We start from the raw sequence: 18,960 nt of genomic DNA, 5'->3' as shown, positions 1-18,960 counted from the left end.
GAAAATTCGTTATTATTTTATCAATCTCCTTCTAATATGCATTCCTTCGTTAAATTTTGGGGTAAAGTCTTTTTTTAGTACCCTGTAATATTACTATAACAGTTGTTTTCAACTTCGCAGTTAGCTTTATATATAGTGCATATTTTATCAGACTAATAAAGACTTCATAAATAGAGGTATTTTATGTGCAAGTGCAAAGGCTGTATCTGGGGAACATGGCTGACACGCCGCAAGGTGTTGTTCATGTTTCCCTTTTGTTTCAAAGAAAAGGATAAGCTGGTGAAGCCTGATGCCAAGAAAGCCTGAAAAACCTTGCGGTTATCCTGGTTGTCCTGCGTTGACCGATGAACAGTATTGTGACCGGCACAGTAGGGAGGAATATAAAAAATATAACCGTTTCAGAAGGGACGAGTTTAGCAAGCGGTTCTATAACTCACACGAATGGCAGCGGCTTCGAAAACAGAAGCTTGCCATAAACCCCCTGTGCGAGCACTGCGAAAGAGAAGGCAAGGTAACACCGGCAACGGTTGTAGACCATATTGTACCTATCAAGGAAGGCGGCGCTGCCTTGGATATAAACAACCTGTAGAGCTTGTGCAGGTATCACGATGATGTCAAGGGCTTGAAGGATAGAGGCATGGTATAGGCGGCAAGGGGGGGTGAAATCCTCACAGGCTACGCACCGAGAGCGGGTGGCTGGTCACGCGTGAAAAACCGCAAAATTCAAGGGTGGGGATTAAAACGGGCGCAAAATGCCGGAATCCGCACAGGAAGCAGAATACAGGAAAACGGGCTTGTTTAAAAAACCGCAAAAAAGTGCTTGTTTTCAGGCATTTTTAAAGCATTACGACGGGAGGGTGGAAACGTTGGAGATTCAAAAGGTTGCCATAGACAAACTAAAGCCTGCAAAATACAACCCAAGGAAAGATTTGAAGCCGGGTGATAAGGAATACGAAAAGTTAAAACGGTCCATTGAGGAATTAGTGTTATGAGACAAGCTAATTTACAGTGGTTTGGACAAAGTAAACTTCAGGAACAAATTGTACAAATTTTATAATGTAAATAATAAGGACAGAAAATAAACATATGCTACTTTACTGGTCTATAGAAATTAATATAGAATTTTCTACTATATCCTGAAAGGATGAAATCCTTTAGCCTGGTTGTGGAGTTAGGTGTTGCATTCCTGCAGAGCACTTTATCGACACAGAGCCAGACCTCAGTTCAAATTAATAAGATCTAATATGGTATCATATACAAAAAGTTAAAAAAGCCTCTGCTTTCAACTATGTTTTTAATATAGTCTGCTGTAATAATAGGCATCTTATCAATATATGCTCCTATTATAACCCTATAGCATAACTGGTTTATACGTCTTGGTATTCCAAAGCTTATCGAATGTATTAATGGATAGTATTTATCATCAAAAACAGATGTTTTTGATTTGGCATAATCCAGTTGATGATTTATGTACTTTATGGATTGTTCAGGAGACATAGATTCAAGTTCAACAACCATATTGATTCTCTGTTTCATAGGCAGGTTTACGGAAAGCTTCATTGTTTTTGATAGAGGTTAAAAAAGTTCTTGAAGAAATGACAGAATACCAAAAGTCTATTTGGGATAAGTTGCAGGAGATAATTTGATTTGTACTATACAACACCAATTCCCCTCAAATACCTTATTTCTATCAGTTTGAGGGGCATTTATATAGATAATCTCAGGAAATTTACGCTAGCAGCAGCCACGTTTTTCATGAAACATATACAGGTAGGCGAATTGGGACAGGCACAGCACCTTCTTGAACCTATACTGGGGAAGAATGCAGCTATTGTTTTTGGCATTGCTCTCTTGTTCTCAGGAATATCTTCCACTACAACTGCAGGTATGGCTGGAGGCAGCATAATTGCCGGGATGTTTAAGGTAATGAGGCAATATAAGAATTCATTGGCGGACAAAACTGTTTTATGGATGATAGGGATTATTGTTTCAGTGTTGAACATAATGCTTTTGGCAAGCTATATTTATGTTTTGATTTATGAAAACAGAAGTTTGAATATTAGTATTAAGCAAGAAATACCAACATGAAAAAGTTCAGGAGTTATATTGAAGATTTTATATAATATCAGATTAAATCCTAATTGCAATAAATAAAAACTGATTATGATTTGACCCGGGAGGGTATTTATTAATCAAATGACGAAAACAAGGAGTGATAGTATGGATAAAATCAAGCATATTTTGAAATTTGCCATGAGAATGGAAAAAAATACAGGAGACTTTTACGATTTTTATATGGATAAAGCCGTTTCAGAAGAAATAAGAAAGCTTTTTGAAGAGCTTGTCGAGATTGAAAAACAGCATTTCAATGTTCTAAAAGAAAAATATGATGAACTTGGGTCTTCCGAACCGCTAATTGAAATTTCATGGGTGGTGGATGAGAATTTCAAAGAGAAAGATCCTCACATATTGGCTGACAACTCTGATTTATTGCCTGAATTAAATGCGGATGTGTTAGATATTTCTGTAATTCGAATGGCTTATTTGATTGAAACTGATTTTGCGCATTTCTATAGTAAAGCAGCAGCAGCTGTGGAGACACCTGAAATTAAAAAACTGCTTTCCGAGCTGGCCGGATGGGAAAAACAGCATAGTGATATGTTTTACCAAAAGTACCTTGCACTATTGGATAAGAACTGGAGAGATATAAGGGCAATTTTAGAATAGTTAAACAGTTAGGTCGTTGTGCTCTTCCTGTAGACTTAAAGCGCACTCCAAACATTAATATAAAGGATCCTGATGCAGTTTTGTAACAAATAGATCACTTTCTTTAAGAAATATAAACCAGCAATTTGGAATCTTAAAAATAATGACAGAATAACACATGAAATGGTATAATATTCTTGGCAAATAAAAGAAAAATGTAAAAAAAAGACAGGGAGGTAATTCATGAAGAACTTAAAAGGAACTAAAACTGCTGAAAATCTTTTAAAGGCGTTTGCCGGGGAGTCTCAGGCACGCAACCGCTACACTTATTATGCATCGGTAGCCGACAAGGAAGGCTACAAGCAGATCAAGAATATCTTTATTGAAACAGCTGACAATGAAAAAGAGCATGCGAAAAGGTTTTATATATTCCTGCTTGAAGCATTTCAAGGGGAACTGCCGACAACAATAGAAATTAATGCTGCTTACCCTGTTGCGCAAGGAGCCACCCTTGATAACCTGAAGGCAGCGGCAAGTGGTGAAAACGAGGAGTGGGCAGACCTTTACCCGGCATTTGCAAAGGCAGCAGAGGAAGAAGGCTTCCCTGAAATTGCAGCAGCCTTTAAAATGATCGCTTCAGCTGAAAAAAGGCATGAAACAAGGTTCAATAAGCTTGCTACAAATATCGAAAATGGCAAGGTTTTCAAAAAGGATGAAAAGGTTTTGTGGAAATGTGGAAACTGCGGCTATGTACATGAAGGAACGGAAGCACCCGAGAAATGTCCGGCATGTGTTCATCCACAAGCATATTTTGAACTGTTTGCAGAAGCTTACTAATACTTACTTACTAATACTTATTAAAAGTAAAAGGCAATGATCCTATTTATAAAAGAAGGGGGATATCAAGATGAAAGCACCTGTATCTTTTTACAAATGCGAATTGTGTGGGAACTTGGTAGGTTTGATAAAACGTGGAGGCGGTCAGCTTGTTTGTTGTGGCAAACCAATGACAGAGCTGAAGGCAAACACTACGGAAGCGTCCTTTGAAAAGCATATTCCTGTTGCAACAAGGGATAATGGGAAGATAACCGTCCAGGTCGGGTCAGTCCTCCATCCCATGACAGAAGAGCACTATATAGAATGGATTGCTGTAGTTAGTAACGATGGGACTGAAAGGATTTCACTGTCTCCAGTTGACGATCCTAAAGCCGTATTCTGTAATAAGAAAAATGCGGAGGTATACGCTTACTGCAACCTTCATGGTTTATGGAAAGCAGAAGTAAAATAGACTCAAGAAATAGAAAAGAATCAGCAGCACAACTGTTTATTAAACATGCAAATTTGAGGTATAAGTACGAAGATCGTCATTTTTCGGCTGAAGGTTACTATGTAAGTATTGTAGGACTAAATAAGGCTATTATACAAAAATACATAAGGGATCAGGAAAATGACGATTTAATGATCGACAAGACAAGTGTAAGAGAACACGAGGACCCTTTTAAGGGTCGCCAGAGTGACAATTGCGGTTGGCTAAACCAACGTGCATTTTGCGGTGCTGCTGGTAGCAGCCCTATAAGGGCACATATTACTGGCAGAGTATAAAGACTCGTTGAAAGTTCTGACAACCGCAGTTTTTTTATAAATATAAAATAATTTATTGAAAAGGAGGTCGAAACAAGTCGATACCAAAGCTTTTCATAAGTTAAGCTACGGCCTTTATGTTATTGGTTCCACCAGGGAAGGGAGACTAAATGGACAGATAGCCAATACAGTATTTCAAATTTCTTCAAATCCCGCCACAGTGGCAATAAGCATTAACAGAAAAAATCTTACCAACGAATTTATTAAAGACAGTAAAGTTTTTTCGGTATCCGTTTTAGCCAAAGAAACGCCTTTAGATTTTATCGGTCACTTTGGTTTTAGATCAGGCCGGGAAATTGACAAGTACAAAAATGTTTCTTTCAAATTGGGCTTAAACGGCACGCCTGTTCTATTGGAACGAACTGTTAGTTCTTTAGAGGTTGTGGTAATTGACAGTATTGAAGTGGAGACACATACCATCTTCATAGGGAAAGTTATAAACGCTGAGGTATTTAGTAACGATGAGGTACTTACCTATGCATATTACCAACAGGTAAAAAGAGGGACGGTACCTCCAACAGCGCCAATTCAAGTAAAAGAAAAAATAAGTATTTTAAAAGGAAAGGTGGATAATAAGATGAAAAAATATCAGTGTGCGGTGTGTGGATACGTTTATGACCCAGATCTTGGTGATCCGAATTCCGGTATTGCCCCCGGAACAGCTTTTGAGGATATCCCGGCTGATTGGGTGTGCCCTGTGTGCGGCGTGACGAAAGATCAATTTGTGGCTGTAAAATAAAATTTTAATTGAGGTGCTAAATGAAACCTGTACAAATTAAAGAAAACATTTATTGGGTTGGGGCAATAGATTGGGATATCCGCAGTTTTCACGGTTACTCAACTCCCAGAGGAACTACTTATAATGCCTATCTTATCATCGACGAAAAAATAACCCTTGTAGATACAGTAAAACATTACTTATTTGATGAAATGGTGGCGCGGATCTCTTCTCTAATTGATCCCGCAAAAATTGATTATGTGATATCTAATCACGTGGAAATGGATCATTCCGGTGGACTCCCCCGACTAATGGCTTTGGTACCAAAAGCTAAAGTTTTCACCTCAGTGAATGGAGAAAAAGGTCTTAAAGCCCATTACAAGGGAAATTGGGATTTTAACATCATGAAATCTGGAGAAACTTTAAGTCTGGGAAAAAGGAGTTTAACCTTTATCCATACTCCTATGGTGCACTGGCCCGATAACATGATAAGTTATTTGCCGGAGGATAAGATACTGTTTTCCAACGATGCTTTTGGTCAGCATATTGCAACATCAGAACGCTTTGACGACCAGATTCCTTTGGATATCATACTGGAAGAGGCCGCTAAATACTATGCCAATATTGTTTTCCCTTATGGCAGTAATGTTCAAAAAGCACTGGAAGCTACATCTGATTTGGATATCGGTATCATAGCACCTAGTCACGGGATAATCTGGCGCTCCCATATTAAGGATATTGCCCGGGAGTACCGGAAATGGTCTGCTAATGCCATTGAGAACAAAGCGGTGATAGTCTATGATTCAATGTGGGGTTCGACAGAGAAGATTGCTTATGCTATTCAGGAGGCCTTTGAGAATAAGGATGTATCTACCAGAATGCTTAATCTTAAAGTTAATGATATTTCCGACGTGATGACACACATCCTTACCGCGAAATATATCTGCGTGGGTTCACCTACTCTCAATAATAATATGTTACCTACGGTAGCTGCATTTTTATATTACTTAAAAGGTCTGGCTCCCAAAAAACGTATAGGATTAGCTTTTGGTTCCTATGGTTGGGGTGGACAAAGTGTGGAGCAGATCGAGGAGATATTAAAAAGCTGTGGATTTGATCTTATGGAGCAGATACGTATACAGTACATACCGGATGCCAAACAATTAACAGAAGCGTCTGCGAAAATCTCGGAAAGTATCGCACAAAATACAAGTAATTAAATTTAAAGAGGTGGGTTAAAAATGAAAGCTAAAGTAGCATTCTATCGTTGTGAAATATGTGGCAATATTATAGGTCTCATTAAGAATGGAGGGGGAGAACTGGTCTGCTGCGGCAAACCTATGGTCAAACTGGAAGCCAATACTATTGATGCCGCAAAGGAAAAACATGTACCTGTCGCTTCCAGGAAAGAGGGTAAAATATATGTCGAGGTAGGTTCTACAGCCCACCCGATGACAGAAAAGCATTACATAGAGTGGATTGCAGTGGTTTCCGAGGGCGGTACCGAGAGAATTTCCCTCTCTCCTGCGGATGAGCCAAAAGCAATCTTTTGCGATAAACCAAATGCTGAGGTATATGCCTACTGTAATCTCCATGGTTTATGGAAAAGCAGTATCTAAGCTTCTTTTGCTGATTTACTTGCGGACCGGTTCTGTCCAGTATGTGGGTTGGGTAAGGATGCATTCAGTAAGATATAAAAAGAGATTTATAATAAGTGGCACCAGGGGGATTCCCATGGTGCTTTTTTAATTTGTCTAGGAAACAAACACATTATCAATTGAGAGCATGTTCAGCGATACTACGTGGCTAACCGGCTGTTAAAGTTTGGATAAAAGTCTTCTTCAAGTTTGGCTTTTACTTCTTTCCAATCCAACGGAAACTTTTCAATACTGAAATATGTAGGTTTTCCACATTTTTCACAAAAAACGTGCGTTACCTGGATTTTCATATTCCCGGCACCATTCTTGGTTATAGTCATTCCATTCCCCTTTACAGCGGTTAAACAACATTGCACTACAAATGCGGCAATAAATGGCATCGTGACTGAATTCCTTATTTTCACACCGAGGACAGATTTTTACACGATAATTCTCATCAAATTCAAAACCATCTGTATATCTCTGCTCGTCGACCTCCTCTTACAAAAGTGTACTTTGGCTGTTTTTATTATATATTTGTCTAATAAGCACCACCGTTATTTTGCAACCGTTCAGACAGCAATACTTGTTAAGCAGATAGGCAAGGTGTGTACGGATATATTCTTTATTCAGAGTAGCTACGCTATAAACATCATTGCAGCATATTACGAGAGCTGTGTCTGAAATATAAGCAGTAGTATTCATAAGAGCAATATAAAGTTCAGGATTATCCTCCACTCTATATGATAATTCCAATGTTCATAAGGTTCAAAACCGGGAAGGAAATCAGGAACTGCATGCGTATTGCCGTTTTGCAGCTGGTTTTTTACACTGTACCAGGGTTTAATAACACCCTTGTATTAAACAGTGAGAGGCTTCCGCATCGGGAGCAAAATCTTGATGTAGTATCTAATAAATGCTGCTTGCGGGAAAATCCGGTCTCATTAAGGCATTTATTATATAGTGGAGTGCCGCATATTTTACAAAATAAGGCTCCTTCTGAAAACTCATGATTTGAGCATATCGAACAAATTAGGATCCGGCCATTCATATCAATTCTGTTTACCGGGCTTCATGAGGTCGGGCATTTATGGTTGTATCCAGATGTATATATTGAATACAGTGAACAGTTGTCATTTTTCGATGTGCCTGAAATAAAGCCCGTAGTATGCTGCAGGAAAGAACATATCGAAAGCTTTGGCAGAAAAAGAGTTTTCGAACAGCAGAGGAATGGAGAGAGCATCACGCTGATTATTTTGCATCAGCTCGATATTAGGCAGTTGGCGATAGAATAAACAAAACAAAAATACCCCTTACATCTTTAAAACATGTGAATGTTTCAGGGGGCTATTTTTTCAGGAAATCTCCTGTCGCATTTAATGGAGCTTCAAGCCTGTAACCTTTGTTTTTTAATATCTGAAATTTGAAATCCATTAGTTCCGGTGGGATATAAAGTTCCCTTGCGGCTCTGAAAAAATTCATTTCCGCGTCATTTATCAGTTTAATAACATCAACATCAGGCAAAAGGACTTCAGCGGCGAAAATGTTTGCTTCCCTTTCCGGTTTTGATGACATATCATAGCTGATAAGCTCCTGGGCCTGGGGATTCATTATGGCCAAGTGCCTGTGGAAGCGGTCATGGCCAATTTCGTGAGCACATACTAATCGTTTGGCAGGACTGTCCAATTCATTGTTAATGCAGATATATCGGCTCCGCCTTGTGCATATGTAAATCCCTTCCCTTTAAGCTTGCCGAGTGGCCTGTAGAGAACATTAATATTAAGACAATCGGCAATCTCAAAGGGGTTTCGGGTTTTATGCGTTTGGATCAACCTCTCGGCTTCTCTTAAAATAAATTCCATACTTTTCACCCCGCAGCTAATCAGTTGGTGGATTTTTGTTTCCTTTACTTTTACGGACACCATACTTTTTGGCTTTTTTCTTTGAGTCAAAGTATATTTCGGTTAATACCTCAAAAAGCGCATCTTTATCTTCATCTGATAATTCTCCACCGGCAAATAAACATTTTGTAGTTTCGATGAACTTTTTTGCTTCGCTTTTTCCTCTGAACTTATCTTCTGCTTTTGCTTCCTCTAAAAATATTTCTTCCTTTGTCATTGCGATGCTTTCGCTATCGTCTGTCAGAAAATCTGAAGATACGTTAAAGAAATCGGCGATTTTATCAATAAGTCCTGCCTCCCGTGGAAAACGCTCTCCGTTTTCATAATAGACCAAAGCCCGCCTTGTAATCCCAAGCTGCTCTGCAAAATCTTTCTGAGAAATGCCTGCCCTTTTGCGTAATAACCTGATTTTTTCGCCAAACTGCATTTGAAAAGACACCTCCGGTAATATTATGCCCAAATTGTTCACTCATTATGCATTAAGAGAACAAATGTTTGACAAATTTATTGACAAAAATATTGTTCACATATTATAATACAAGAGAACAAAAAATATGTCAATGATTTTGAAAAGAAGGTGAAAAACAGATGAGTACTGAAAAAATGGCGTTAGCTGTGTTGAAAAGAGGATTAGCTTCCATGCACATTGATGAAGAACGGGTATATCATAAAACAAAATTGTTACTGAAAATATACAGGGATGTGGTTTGGTGTATTGAAGACAGGGTATGCGAGATTGAAGCAGAGTATTATGCCATGGGAAGCAATCGTCTGGCTGAAGCCTTGGATTACCTGGATGACTATGACCCAAATATCAATAAGAAAGACCTTGAAGAAAAGCTGTGCTCATTATTGAAAAGCAAGTGGCTTATTGAAATTGTGGACAAGGCATTGTTAAAAATAAAGAATTATCCTGATTATGGGGACTTGTATTTCAATATTCTTTACAAGCAGTACATTGTAAAAATACAGGTATTCGGAATTGGTAAACACGCGAAGACCGCCTGCGGATCGGTCAAGGCGACCCGTAAAAACGATGGCATCAAAGGCGACGAGCGAGAAATGCCTGGCCATAAAACAGTCTGTGGTGGACTGTATCGCAATGACCTGAACGGCCTATAATGATACTCCCGCATAGTTGAGGTTAGGTCCCAGAGTGCGGCCCGGAGGCTCTCGGGGAGGTGGAATTCCTGTGATATCCGTTGACCACGGATAGTTTGCGCTGCTGCCATTGGCGCTTGGGGAGCAGTGCCGAATTAAGCGCCGGAACGAAAATGAAGAACAGGCGCAACCGCCTTCTTTTGATACCAAAAACTATGCGGCAGAGCCGTCAAAGCCCTGCCGCATCCTTTTGGCATCAAACATCAATTCAAATAACAGGAGGGATGAAAATCATGAATCAAAGCAAAAGAGCATGGCTTTACTGCCGCATCGACGCCCCGGAGGACGAGCATGGCCGCCTTAAAGGGCAGCAGAAGGAACTCTCGGACTACGCCGAGCAGATGGGGTTTGAAGTGGTCGGAGTCTCCCAGGACACCGGCAGCGGCCTGAACTTTGAGAGAAACGGCCTTGTCGAGGTAATCGAGGCCGCGGCTGAAGGCAAGATGGACGCGCTGCTGATCGTCAATCTCTCCCGCCTGGGCAGGGATACCGTAAAAACATTGGATTTCATACGGGGACTGAACGAACGGGGCATCAAGGTCTACTCCCCCATGGAGGGCGAGATCAGGCTGAAAATGCATGATGAGACCTGTTCGCAGATCATCAGCATGCTGGAATTATAAGGAGGGGAAAACGTGTTACAGATGCAAATAGCCAATGAGGTGAAGTATAAGGTGGCGCTTTTGCTGCTGAATAGCCTGCTTGAAAGAGGTCTTATTACTCTTTATGAATTGAAAGAAATTGACAGATTAAATCGGAATTCATTCGCTCCATCCCTGGCGGAGGTATATGTGTAAAAACACTTGATATGGCCGGGGTTGTGTGGTACTGTGTGTTGCTGATAAAGCATCATGTACTGAAAAGCGAAAGGAGGAAGCGTATGCCAAAAGTAAGAGTTATCAAGCCAATCAATTGCATGGAAGCGGAAGTTGAAGCTCCAAAACTGCGGGTGTGCGCATACTGCCGGGTCAGCTCGGATCACACCGGACAGCTGCAATCCTTTTCAGCACAGGTGGAGTACTACACCCGGCTGATAGAAAGCAACAATGCTTGGACTTTTGCGGGAATTTATGCAGACGAAGGCATCAGCGGCACCGCCAAAGACAAGCGGGATGAGTTTCTAAGGCTCATTGCCGACTGTGAAGCCAAAAAGGTGGACATGGTCATTACCAAGTCCATATCCAGGTTTGCAAGAAACACCGCCGACTGCATTGAGACGGTGAGAAAGCTGAAAATGCTTGGGATTGCCGTTTATTTTGAAAAAGAAAACATCAACACCCTGTCCGCTGAAAGCGAGCTGCTGATGACGGTTTTAAGCTCCATTGCCCAGGAGGAATCCATATCCATATCAAAAAACAACCGGTGAGCGATACAAAAAAGGTTCATGAAAGGCGAATGGAAGCCTTCCTCCATTCCCTACGGTTATAAGAAGGACAAGGACGGAAGAATCATCACGAATGAAGAAGAAGCCGTTGTTGTCCGAAGGATTTATACCGATTACCTGAACGGGAAAGGAACATACATCATCGCAAAGGAGCTAACGGAAGAAGGAGTTCCAACAAGAAAAGAGGCGGAAGCCTGGGGAGAAAATGTGGTGAAGGAAATCCTGACCAATGAAAAATACTACGGCGACATACTCCTTCAGAAGACCTTCACCACCGACACATTGCCCTTCCGGCGAAAGCGGAACCGGGGACAAAAACAGTGCTGCTACATCGCCAACGACCACGAACCCATTATTGCAAAAGAGCAGGCTGAACGAGTCAGGGAAATCATGGAGCAGCGAAAAACAGAAAAAGCCATGGTGGATACCGACCCCCGAAAATATAACCAACAGTACCCGTTCAGCAGCAAAATCCAATGCGGTGGATGCGGAAGCACTTTCAAAAGGCAAATCATATACAAGGGCAAACCTTACGAGACAGAGCAGTGGTGCTGTACCAAGCATATCAGGAACTGGGCGGAATGCGGCATGACGGCCATCAAGGACAATCACATCAAAGCTGCATTCATCAATCTATATAACAAGCTGAAAAGCAATTATGACAAAATATTGACTCCCCTGGCCGAGGATTTGAAAAAGCTTCACTGCGGCAGGGAGTATGAATCCCAGGTCAGGGAAATCAATAAAAAAATAACGGAACTTACGGAACAGAGTCATGTATTAAGTAGACTGAGGTCGAAAGGATATCTTGACTCTGTTCTTTTTATAGAGCAAAGCAATCTGATCACCAAGCAACTCTACGAAGCCAAAAAGCAGCGAAGCAAGCTGTTCGAATATAACGGATTTAATGACGAGGCCGCCAAGACGAAGGAACTGATCGCTTTTCTCAAAAAGCAGGATGAGCTAATGGAGAGCTTTGATGAAAACATATTTTCGCTGATGGTAGAAAAGATCATCGTAAAATCTAAGCTTGAAATCGCCTTCCGCCTGATCAACGGACTGGAGCTTCCAGAAATCATCGGAGAGGAAGTGAACTAAATGGCGCAAAGACATATGCCCTTCGGCTATAAAATCATAGATGGAGCCGTAGTCATCGAACCGGAAAAAGCGGACCTGGTCAGGAAAATGTTCAATGATTTTATATCGGGCATATCTTTAAACCGGATGGCAAAGGCTCTTACTGAAATGAAGGTTCCCAATGCCAACGGAAAGCCCTCCCGGAATCACGGCTCCATCGGAAAAATTTTAAGCAACTGTAAATACACCGGAAGCGACTTCTATCCTGCCATTATCCCGGAGGAAGTATTCAATGTTGCCAACAGGCTCAGGGAAGAAAAGAACTCCCAGCTTGGCAGAAATGTCAATTATTATGCCAACAGCATTTCCAGCACTTATCCCTTCAGCGGCAGGTTGATATGCGGGGAATGCGGGAGTGTTTTCAAAAGGTATACTGAACACCATGACAAAAACAAAAAATGCAACTGGAAATGCAAACGGTATATCGTTGACAACAGGGTCTGCTGCAAAAGCGGCGTAGTTGACGACAGGCAGCTTGAAATGGCTTTTATGCAGATTATCAACCGGGTGATGGAGTACCCTAAAATTATAGAAAAACGTCCGGCAGCTCGTGCGGTGACAGAGAGTGTTGAATTAAGAAAAATAAAATTGCAAATATCCAACGGATTTGATCAAAACAGCTTGAAACCATCGGAAATGGCACAGATGCTATTCAAAAGAGCTGCAGAACAATATCGAATCTCCCGGGTGGATGATTTTGAATACAAAACCAGGAAATTGAAAACGGCGATTGAGAGCTGCAAGCCCATTAAAGCATTTGATGAGGCTTTATTCAAAGCAACCATCAAAAGCATTACGGTGGAAATCACCGGGCAACTCCGGTTTGAACTGATCAACGGAGTGGTGCTGAGCACTTCATATACACTACGGAGAAAAGGAGGAAAGGCCCATGGCGATGGGACAAAGAACGGTATCGGTAATCCCTGCAAATCCGATTTATGATTTTAAGGAAAAAGCAAAGATAAAAAAATTGAGAGTGGCTGCCTACTGCCGGGTCAGCACGGAACTGGAGGAACAGCAGTCCAGCTACCAGGCACAGGTGGATTATTACACGGCGGAGATTATGAAAAACCCAGGCTGGAAGTTTGCAGGCATCTATGCCGATGAGGGGATATCCGGCACCAGCACAAAAAACAGAACAGGGTTCAATAAATTGATTGAAGACTGCATGGCAGGCAAGATCGATCTGGTGCTGACAAAATCCATCAGCCGTTTTGCAAGAAACACCCTTGACTGCATTCAATACATACGGAAACTGAAAGAAAAAAACATCGGCGTGTTCTTCGAGAAAGAAAACGTCAACACCCTGGACAGCACCGGAGAATTTCTCATCACCATCCTCGGAAGCCTCGCCCAGGAAGAAAGCCGCCCAGGAAGAAAGCCGTTCCTTAAGCACAAACACAAGGTGGGGTGTCGTCCGCCGGTTCGAGAAAGGACAGGTTATGGTCAACCACAACCGGTTTTTGGGCTACACGAAGAATGAGGCCGGAGAGCTGATGATTGTACCCGAAGAAGCAGAAATTGTGAAGTTGATTTTCAGACTGTACCTAGAGGGTCAAAGCATTACCCAAATCAAAAAGTACCTAGAAGAAAACGGCATAAAAACCGTTACCGGAAAAAACGAATGGTCTACTACCACCATCAACAGGATGCTCTCCAATGAGAAGTACATGGGAGATGCCCTGCTGCAAAAAAGCTACACTGTGGATTATCTCACTAAGAAAAGAGTTAAAAACAATGGAATTGTTCCGCAGTATTATGTGGAGGACAGCCATCAAGCCATCATTTCCAAAGACTTGTTTCATCGGATACAGGAAGAAAAAGCACGCCGGGCTAACATCAGAAAGTCTGCCGATAAAAGAGTCAAAACCGACAGCGGAAAATACAGCTCAAAATATGCTCTTACCGAATTATTGATATGCGGGGAGTGCGGCAAGCCCTACAGACGGGCATCCTGGACAGCATACAGCGAGAAAAGGATTGTCTGGCGGTGCTTTAACAGGCTGGAGCATGGGAAGAAATACTGTCAAAAGTCTCCAACCATTGATGAAGATGTTTTGCATAGAGCCATTATGGATGCTTTTAATTCACTTATACATGATAAGGGAGATTTTATGGACACGCTCCAGTCAAATATTCAGCTGGTGATGGGCAACCGGGCCAAGCAGATGGACATAGCAAGAATAGAGGAACGGATCGCGGAATTAAAAAATGAGATGATAGGCTTCGTAGAGGGAAATGCAAGACGTGGAGCAGATAATACGGACTTTGACGAGCACTATGCTAAAATCTCCTCCGAGTTGAAAGAACTCCAGAAGAAGAAAACGCAATATACTGAACAGGAAGCCAGGCAAGACAGCTTCCAACGAAGAATCGAGGATATGAAGAAGTTTCTGAACGCCGCAGACTGCAAATTATCGGAGTTTGATAACCAGCTTGTCAGGCAGCTTGTATATAGCATCAAGGTCGTGTCGAAGGACAAGATTATCATTAAATTCAAGTCGGGTTTGGAGATGGAGCAGGAGCTGGGGGCAAAATAACATTACCGAGAAGAGACAACCGCCAAACTGTGGAAAGCATAACGGCGGCTGTTTTATTCACGCATGTTACTTGCTTGAATAGTTTCTTCACAGAAATAATTCACAGAATTCATTGTTTTCATTCGTTTCTTCGTATATAATACTATTGGAAAATATTTCTGCGAGGTATAAGGAATGGATTATATTACGGCAAAAGAAGCAGCAGAAAAATGGGGAATATCCCAGCGCAGGGTTCAGCTTCTATGTGAGCAAGGACGAGTGGCTGGGGCGGTTCGGTTAGGCTGGGCATGGGCAATTCCAAAAGAGGCGGACAAGCCTGCAGATGCCCGTACAAGGAGGAAATAAATGTATATCAGTAAAGTTGCGATTAGAAATTTTAGAGTATTTGACGATATTGGAATTGTTGCCACTTTCAAAAAGGGTGTTAATGCTATTATTGGAGAAAACAATAGCGGAAAAACAGCCCTGATTGATGCTATTAGAATCGCTTTCTCCAGTGTCCCTTATAAAAAAGACATTTACTTTAATAAATCAGATTTCCATATTAATACTAAGGGAGAAGTTGCGAAGACTGCACAAATAGATGTATATTTTGATGAAGTGTCAGAAGATCTTTTTGAAATATGGGACCCGGAAAATCCAACCAAGGGTGAGTTTCATGTTCGGTATTATACTGTGCCCGGAAAAAATGGTTTAGAGAAGATTCGCTATACGGCTTGGGGTGGGCCTGTTGAAGGTAACACATTATCAGTAGAAACTTTTGATGCCCTTGAAGTGGTATTTTTAGGGGCCTTAAGGGATGCTGAAAGTGAATTGAAGCCTTCACGTTCTAGCAAACTTGCGAACTTACTTGGGACAGTGGCAGATAGTGATATTGCACGACAAGAGCTTATCGATATACTTATCAAAGCAAATGCAGAATTACTAAAAAAGACAGCTATAACAAAAACACGAGAAATTATTAATACTAACCTTGCAATGATTGAACAAGAAGTTATGCAGCAAAGAATCGATATAGGTTTAATTGAACCAAGGTTTGAATCTATTGCATCATCTTTAAGAACATGGCTAAAACCCCGCTGGTTTTTTATTGATAAGGACAATGATATATACACAAATATAATTGAGATATGCTCTAAAGAAGGGAATCAGAAATTAATTGAACAATGTGTGGAAGGAGTTTACCTTGATATTCAGGGTTTTTTGAGGCTAGATGAGCCTATTGAAACAAAAACTAAAGAAGCACTTACCAATTTAGCATCTCACTCATTGGAATTATATCAAAACGGACTTGGGTATAACAACATTTTGTTTATGTCGGCAGTCTTAGGGGATATGGGATATTCAAAAGGCAATATAGTTTATAATCTTCTTATAGTAGAAGAACCAGAAGCCCATCTTCATCCTCAGTTACAAGAGTTAGTACATAGCTTTTTCGAAAATAAGCAGCAACCTTCGCCCAGCATACAAGTTTTTTACACATCACATTCGCCGACTCTTGTTTCACGTATTGGAATAGATAAAATCAATTTACTTTTTGAAAAAGACCATAGGATACAATGCACTCCATTAGCTGAAGCTAATTTAAGGGGCAACGAAAAGGAGTATCTTGAACGTTACCTTGATGTAACTAAATCACAAATGTTTTTTGCAAAAGGCATTATATTCGTTGAAGGAATTTGTGAAGCCTTACTATTACCGGAGATGGCGAAACTCTTATCACGACCATTAGATAAATATGCTGTCGAGGTAGTAAATGTTGACGGCGTTTCTTTTAAACCATTTGCACATCTATTCACTAAGTCGGATTCCTCAGTTTGTGCGTTCGCGAAAACGGCACTGATAACTGATGACGATAGATGCACTGATAAAGAGGATAAAGATACTTATATATCTAAGGATTACGACTATGATACGGACAAGCTGGACGAGGTAATTAAAAAACTTTCTATAGGAAAACCATCATCAAGGTGCACAGAAATATGTTCTGTATGTGAAGCTACTCATATACAGCCATTTACCGCTAAAAAGACTTTAGAGTACGAACTGGCACTATCACCTAATAATGTGCCGTTTATTCTTAACGCTATAATTGAAGCATACCCACAGGTAGGACCAAAACTATCAGAAAGAGTTGCATCCTTAAATACCGATGAAGAAAGGGCTGCATGCATATGGCTCTTTATTCAAACCAGAAATAAAAGCAAAGGTAGTTTTGCTCAAGCATTGTCAAAAATTATAAGAGACCAGGTTGAAAAACTAGCAGAAAACATAGAAGTAGAAAAGAAATTTTGTGTTCCATTGTACATTAAAAAGGCTATCTATGCTGTTACTGAAGAGGAGGACTCCGTTGATGAAGAAATTAACACCTGAGCAAGAAGCCTTTTTAGAAGCAGAGGGTAAAATTGTTCTTTGTGCGTGCCCCGGAAGTGGCAAAACATTTATCGTTGCAAGGAAATTGCTAAAATACGTTGAGAATTGGGAGTATGCACATAGAGGTGTAGCTGTACTGTCGTTTACTAATGTTGCAAGTCAAGAAATAGATAAACAAACTAAAGAACTGATGCCAGAGGGGTATCGTATAGAATACCCTCATTTTATTGGAACAATAGATAGCTTTATTGACAGCTTTATTCTATTAAGGTTTGGGTATCTGATGCAAGAAGGAAGTAGGAGAAGACCAGTAATATTACATGAAAACTATGGTGAGATAAGGTTTTATACCAAAAATAAGGAATGCCATGCTCGAGGTTGTATATCCAATCCTTTTGAATTTCATTGGTCTTCAGATGGGAAGTTGTTGAGAAATGGTAAAAAAGTCGATTGCTCCATTACGACCAAAAAACCATGTGTTGCGTTTAAACAGGCAATGATTAAAAAAGGCTTTGTAACACAAAATGAAGCAACTGCGTTATCATATATACTTCTTAAAAAATATCCTCAAATTGTGGATGCTATTGTACGGCGCTTCCCTATTATAATGATTGATGAAGCGCAAGATACATCAGAGGAACAAATGGCAATTATTGATTTGTTAACTGATGCAGGCATAAAAACTATTATTCTCGTTGGAGACCCAGACCAGTCAATATATGAATGGCGTAATGCTACTCCAGAATTTTTTATTGCCAAAGTGGAGGATGACAACTGGAAAACAATGTGGCTGACTTCCAATTTTAGGAGCTCACAGTTAATATGTAATGCAACACATTTGTTTTCACACTCATTGGCTTCAAGGGAACCAAGCAAGGCTGAGGGAGAGTTTGCCCAATATCAACAGAAACCGATTTTATTGAATTATAGCAATCAAACTGATAAGAGTCATATTATTAATAAATTTAAGGAACTCTGCCAAGAAAACGGAATTGACTGGACTCCAAGCAAAGTTGCAGTTTTGACTAGAGGTAAAATCCATAAAGGTATTGATATTGATGGGCTTTGGAAGAGCCCAGAGGTTGAATCTTTAGCTAAAGCATCTTACGAATGGTATATGGGTTCACGCCGTAAAGCATTTAGTCTTTGTGAAAAAGTACTGTACAGCCTTACAATTGGAGACATAGGTGATATCAAACATGAGATTAGGCAATATATCGAACAAATTATGCCTTACGAAAACTGGAGAAAACATGTAGTAAAACTACTTGTTTCACTCCCTGATCCAAACATCAAATTATCAGACTGGCTTAAAAGTATGTTATCAATAATTACTAATATAATTCAGTCTGCGGAAGATATTTCTCTGATACCAGCTATATCATTGCAAGATAAAATAAAAATTAAGTTACGGGATACTAAAAACCCAGGTTTTCAGTCAATACCATTACGTAATTATATTGAAAAAAGGGACGAAAATGATATTACCTTATCTTCTGTACATGGAGTAAAGGGAGAAACCTATGATGCAATTATGTTAATTATTGAAGGGATAAAAGGCAATACGTTAACGCCTACCATGATAGATACAGCTCCTTTAGATAGTGAGTTAATTCGTATAGCATATGTAGCTATGACAAGACCACGAAAGCTTCTTGTCGTAGCACTTCCGGTAATGAAAAATAAGAAGTCGTTTAAAAGGTTACCACCAGATAAATGGATATATACGCAAATTTAGTAAAGAGTTTTAAATTATTGCGGG

22 protein-coding genes and 2 pseudogenes are annotated in these 18,960 nt (G+C 40.3%); 19 read left to right on the top strand and 5 right to left on the bottom strand.

Annotated features, from left to right (window positions below; all coding sequences use genetic code 11):
* The first annotated feature begins 289 nt into the window (after positions 1–289).
* Positions 290–589 carry an HNH endonuclease gene (locus HPY74_05675; GenBank protein ID NSW90161.1) on the top strand — a complete coding sequence of 100 codons (300 nt, stop codon included), beginning with the start codon at positions 290–292 and terminating at the stop codon, positions 587–589.
* A gap of 650 nt (positions 590–1,239) precedes the next feature.
* Here the strand turns inward: HPY74_05675 and HPY74_05670 are convergent.
* Positions 1,240–1,536 (bottom strand): hypothetical protein, encoded by a 297-nt coding sequence (locus HPY74_05670; GenBank protein ID NSW90160.1) that lies wholly within the window; start codon positions 1,534–1,536, stop codon positions 1,240–1,242.
* Between the two features lie 219 nt (positions 1,537–1,755).
* Here HPY74_05670 and HPY74_05665 point away from each other — a divergent pair, with 219 nt between their 5' ends.
* The 8 genes from HPY74_05665 (at position 1,756) to HPY74_05630 (ending at position 6,684) form a co-directional block, all read left to right on the top strand.
* A complete protein-coding gene (locus HPY74_05665; GenBank protein ID NSW90159.1) occupies positions 1,756–2,088 on the top strand; it encodes a divalent metal cation transporter in 333 nt (110 codons plus the stop codon).
* Positions 2,089–2,220: 132 nt separating this feature from the next.
* Entirely contained in the window at positions 2,221–2,727 is a 507-nt protein-coding gene (locus HPY74_05660) for a ferritin family protein (GenBank protein NSW90158.1), read from the top strand.
* Positions 2,728–2,949: 222 nt separating this feature from the next.
* Entirely contained in the window at positions 2,950–3,543 is a 594-nt protein-coding gene (locus tag HPY74_05655) for a rubrerythrin family protein (protein NSW90157.1), read from the top strand.
* A gap of 70 nt (positions 3,544–3,613) precedes the next feature.
* Positions 3,614–3,994 (top strand): desulfoferrodoxin FeS4 iron-binding domain-containing protein, encoded by a 381-nt coding sequence (locus tag HPY74_05650; GenBank protein NSW90156.1) that lies wholly within the window; start codon positions 3,614–3,616, stop codon positions 3,992–3,994.
* Complete coding sequence (locus HPY74_05645) at positions 3,973–4,308, top strand: hypothetical protein (GenBank protein ID NSW90155.1); 336 nt, start codon at positions 3,973–3,975, stop codon at positions 4,306–4,308. Before HPY74_05650 ends, HPY74_05645 begins: the two co-directional genes overlap by 22 nt.
* Before the next feature lie 55 nt (positions 4,309–4,363).
* Positions 4,364–5,086 (top strand): rubredoxin, encoded by a 723-nt coding sequence (locus HPY74_05640; GenBank protein NSW90154.1) that lies wholly within the window; start codon positions 4,364–4,366, stop codon positions 5,084–5,086.
* A 20-nt stretch (positions 5,087–5,106) separates the two neighbouring features.
* Positions 5,107–6,285: an FprA family A-type flavoprotein gene (locus HPY74_05635; GenBank protein NSW90153.1), complete on the top strand. Its 1,179-nt coding sequence runs from the start codon at positions 5,107–5,109 to the stop codon at positions 6,283–6,285.
* Between the two features lie 21 nt (positions 6,286–6,306).
* Entirely contained in the window at positions 6,307–6,684 is a 378-nt protein-coding gene (locus tag HPY74_05630; GenBank protein ID NSW90152.1) for a desulfoferrodoxin, read from the top strand.
* A gap of 179 nt (positions 6,685–6,863) precedes the next feature.
* On the opposite strand, the gene HPY74_05625 is transcribed toward HPY74_05630, so the two are convergent.
* On the bottom strand, positions 6,864–7,043 hold the full coding sequence (locus tag HPY74_05625) for a hypothetical protein (protein ID NSW90151.1): 180 nt from the start codon (positions 7,041–7,043) through the stop codon (positions 6,864–6,866).
* 753 nt (positions 7,044–7,796) lie between these two features.
* Between HPY74_05625 and HPY74_05620 the strand changes: the two genes are divergently transcribed.
* Positions 7,797–7,997 carry a hypothetical protein gene (locus HPY74_05620; protein NSW90150.1) on the top strand — a complete coding sequence of 67 codons (201 nt, stop codon included), beginning with the start codon at positions 7,797–7,799 and terminating at the stop codon, positions 7,995–7,997.
* Positions 7,998–8,049: 52 nt separating this feature from the next.
* Here HPY74_05620 and HPY74_05615 read toward each other — a convergent pair whose 3' ends face one another.
* The 3 genes from HPY74_05615 to HPY74_05605 are packed head-to-tail and all read right to left on the bottom strand — an operon-like array spanning position 8,050 to position 9,030.
* On the bottom strand, positions 8,050–8,388 hold the full coding sequence (locus HPY74_05615; protein ID NSW90149.1) for an ImmA/IrrE family metallo-endopeptidase: 339 nt from the start codon (positions 8,386–8,388) through the stop codon (positions 8,050–8,052).
* Positions 8,364–8,564, bottom strand: a complete 201-nt coding sequence (locus tag HPY74_05610) for a hypothetical protein (protein ID NSW90148.1) — start codon at positions 8,562–8,564, stop codon at positions 8,364–8,366. Before HPY74_05610 ends, HPY74_05615 begins: the two co-directional genes overlap by 25 nt.
* A 16-nt stretch (positions 8,565–8,580) precedes the next feature.
* Entirely contained in the window at positions 8,581–9,030 is a 450-nt protein-coding gene (locus HPY74_05605; protein ID NSW90147.1) for a helix-turn-helix domain-containing protein, read from the bottom strand.
* Between the two features lie 161 nt (positions 9,031–9,191).
* Between HPY74_05605 and HPY74_05600 the strand changes: the two genes are divergently transcribed.
* The 9 genes and pseudogenes from HPY74_05600 to HPY74_05560 all read left to right on the top strand — a co-directional run bounded on the left by HPY74_05600 (position 9,192) and on the right by HPY74_05560 (position 18,936).
* Positions 9,192–9,725, top strand: coding sequence for a hypothetical protein (locus HPY74_05600; GenBank protein ID NSW90146.1), 534 nt, complete (start codon positions 9,192–9,194; stop codon positions 9,723–9,725).
* A 272-nt stretch (positions 9,726–9,997) separates the two neighbouring features.
* Positions 9,998–10,387, top strand: a complete 390-nt coding sequence (locus tag HPY74_05595) for a recombinase family protein (protein NSW90145.1) — start codon at positions 9,998–10,000, stop codon at positions 10,385–10,387.
* Positions 10,388–10,399: 12 nt separating this feature from the next.
* The gene (locus tag HPY74_05590) at positions 10,400–10,561 is read left to right on the top strand and encodes a hypothetical protein (protein ID NSW90144.1); all 162 of its coding nucleotides are present in this window, start codon (positions 10,400–10,402) and stop codon (positions 10,559–10,561) included.
* Between the two features lie 83 nt (positions 10,562–10,644).
* Positions 10,645–12,246 (top strand): annotated as a pseudogene (locus HPY74_05585) (recombinase family protein).
* Entirely contained in the window at positions 12,247–13,227 is a 981-nt protein-coding gene (locus HPY74_05580; GenBank protein NSW90143.1) for a recombinase family protein, read from the top strand. It begins immediately after the preceding pseudogene.
* Positions 13,175–14,825, top strand: a pseudogene (locus HPY74_05575) (recombinase family protein). The gene HPY74_05580 and the pseudogene HPY74_05575 overlap by 53 nt, the downstream one beginning before the upstream one ends.
* 174 nt (positions 14,826–14,999) lie before the next feature.
* Positions 15,000–15,170 carry a DNA-binding protein gene (locus HPY74_05570; GenBank protein ID NSW90142.1) on the top strand — a complete coding sequence of 57 codons (171 nt, stop codon included), beginning with the start codon at positions 15,000–15,002 and terminating at the stop codon, positions 15,168–15,170.
* Positions 15,171–17,198 carry an AAA family ATPase gene (locus HPY74_05565; protein NSW90141.1) on the top strand — a complete coding sequence of 676 codons (2,028 nt, stop codon included), beginning with the start codon at positions 15,171–15,173 and terminating at the stop codon, positions 17,196–17,198. It begins immediately after the preceding gene.
* On the top strand, positions 17,179–18,936 hold the full coding sequence (locus HPY74_05560; protein NSW90140.1) for an ATP-dependent helicase: 1,758 nt from the start codon (positions 17,179–17,181) through the stop codon (positions 18,934–18,936). The genes HPY74_05565 and HPY74_05560 overlap by 20 nt, the downstream gene beginning before the upstream one ends.
* Positions 18,937–18,960: the final 24 nt, after the last annotated feature.

The organism is Bacillota bacterium (genome assembly GCA_013314855.1).
In the GTDB taxonomy this organism is placed as follows: Bacteria; Bacillota; Clostridia; order Acetivibrionales; family DUMC01; genus Ch48.
Note: the sequence above shows the minus strand (reverse complement) of the source record. Positions and strands in the feature narration are given on the sequence as shown.

Bases quoted from the DNA above. Each gene is read 5' to 3' on its own strand.
- HPY74_05675 (NSW90161.1), top strand. From the start codon at position 290: ATGCCAAGAAAGCCTGAAAAACCTTGCGGTTATCCTGGTTGTCCTGCG.
- HPY74_05670 (NSW90160.1), bottom strand. From the start codon at position 1,536: ATGAAACAGAGAATCAATATGGTTGTTGAACTTGAATCTATGTCTCCT.
- HPY74_05665 (NSW90159.1), top strand. From the start codon at position 1,756: ATGAAACATATACAGGTAGGCGAATTGGGACAGGCACAGCACCTTCTT.
- HPY74_05660 (NSW90158.1), top strand. From the start codon at position 2,221: ATGGATAAAATCAAGCATATTTTGAAATTTGCCATGAGAATGGAAAAA.
- HPY74_05655 (NSW90157.1), top strand. From the start codon at position 2,950: ATGAAGAACTTAAAAGGAACTAAAACTGCTGAAAATCTTTTAAAGGCG.
- HPY74_05650 (NSW90156.1), top strand. From the start codon at position 3,614: ATGAAAGCACCTGTATCTTTTTACAAATGCGAATTGTGTGGGAACTTG.
- HPY74_05645 (NSW90155.1), top strand. From the start codon at position 3,973: ATGGAAAGCAGAAGTAAAATAGACTCAAGAAATAGAAAAGAATCAGCA.
- HPY74_05635 (NSW90153.1), top strand. From the start codon at position 5,107: ATGAAACCTGTACAAATTAAAGAAAACATTTATTGGGTTGGGGCAATA.
- HPY74_05630 (NSW90152.1), top strand. From the start codon at position 6,307: ATGAAAGCTAAAGTAGCATTCTATCGTTGTGAAATATGTGGCAATATT.
- HPY74_05625 (NSW90151.1), bottom strand. From the start codon at position 7,043: ATGACTATAACCAAGAATGGTGCCGGGAATATGAAAATCCAGGTAACG.
- HPY74_05610 (NSW90148.1), bottom strand. From the start codon at position 8,564: ATGGAATTTATTTTAAGAGAAGCCGAGAGGTTGATCCAAACGCATAAA.
- HPY74_05605 (NSW90147.1), bottom strand. From the start codon at position 9,030: ATGCAGTTTGGCGAAAAAATCAGGTTATTACGCAAAAGGGCAGGCATT.
- HPY74_05600 (NSW90146.1), top strand. From the start codon at position 9,192: ATGAGTACTGAAAAAATGGCGTTAGCTGTGTTGAAAAGAGGATTAGCT.
- HPY74_05595 (NSW90145.1), top strand. From the start codon at position 9,998: ATGAATCAAAGCAAAAGAGCATGGCTTTACTGCCGCATCGACGCCCCG.
- HPY74_05580 (NSW90143.1), top strand. From the start codon at position 12,247: ATGGCGCAAAGACATATGCCCTTCGGCTATAAAATCATAGATGGAGCC.
- HPY74_05570 (NSW90142.1), top strand. From the start codon at position 15,000: ATGGATTATATTACGGCAAAAGAAGCAGCAGAAAAATGGGGAATATCC.
- HPY74_05565 (NSW90141.1), top strand. From the start codon at position 15,171: ATGTATATCAGTAAAGTTGCGATTAGAAATTTTAGAGTATTTGACGAT.
- HPY74_05560 (NSW90140.1), top strand. From the start codon at position 17,179: ATGAAGAAATTAACACCTGAGCAAGAAGCCTTTTTAGAAGCAGAGGGT.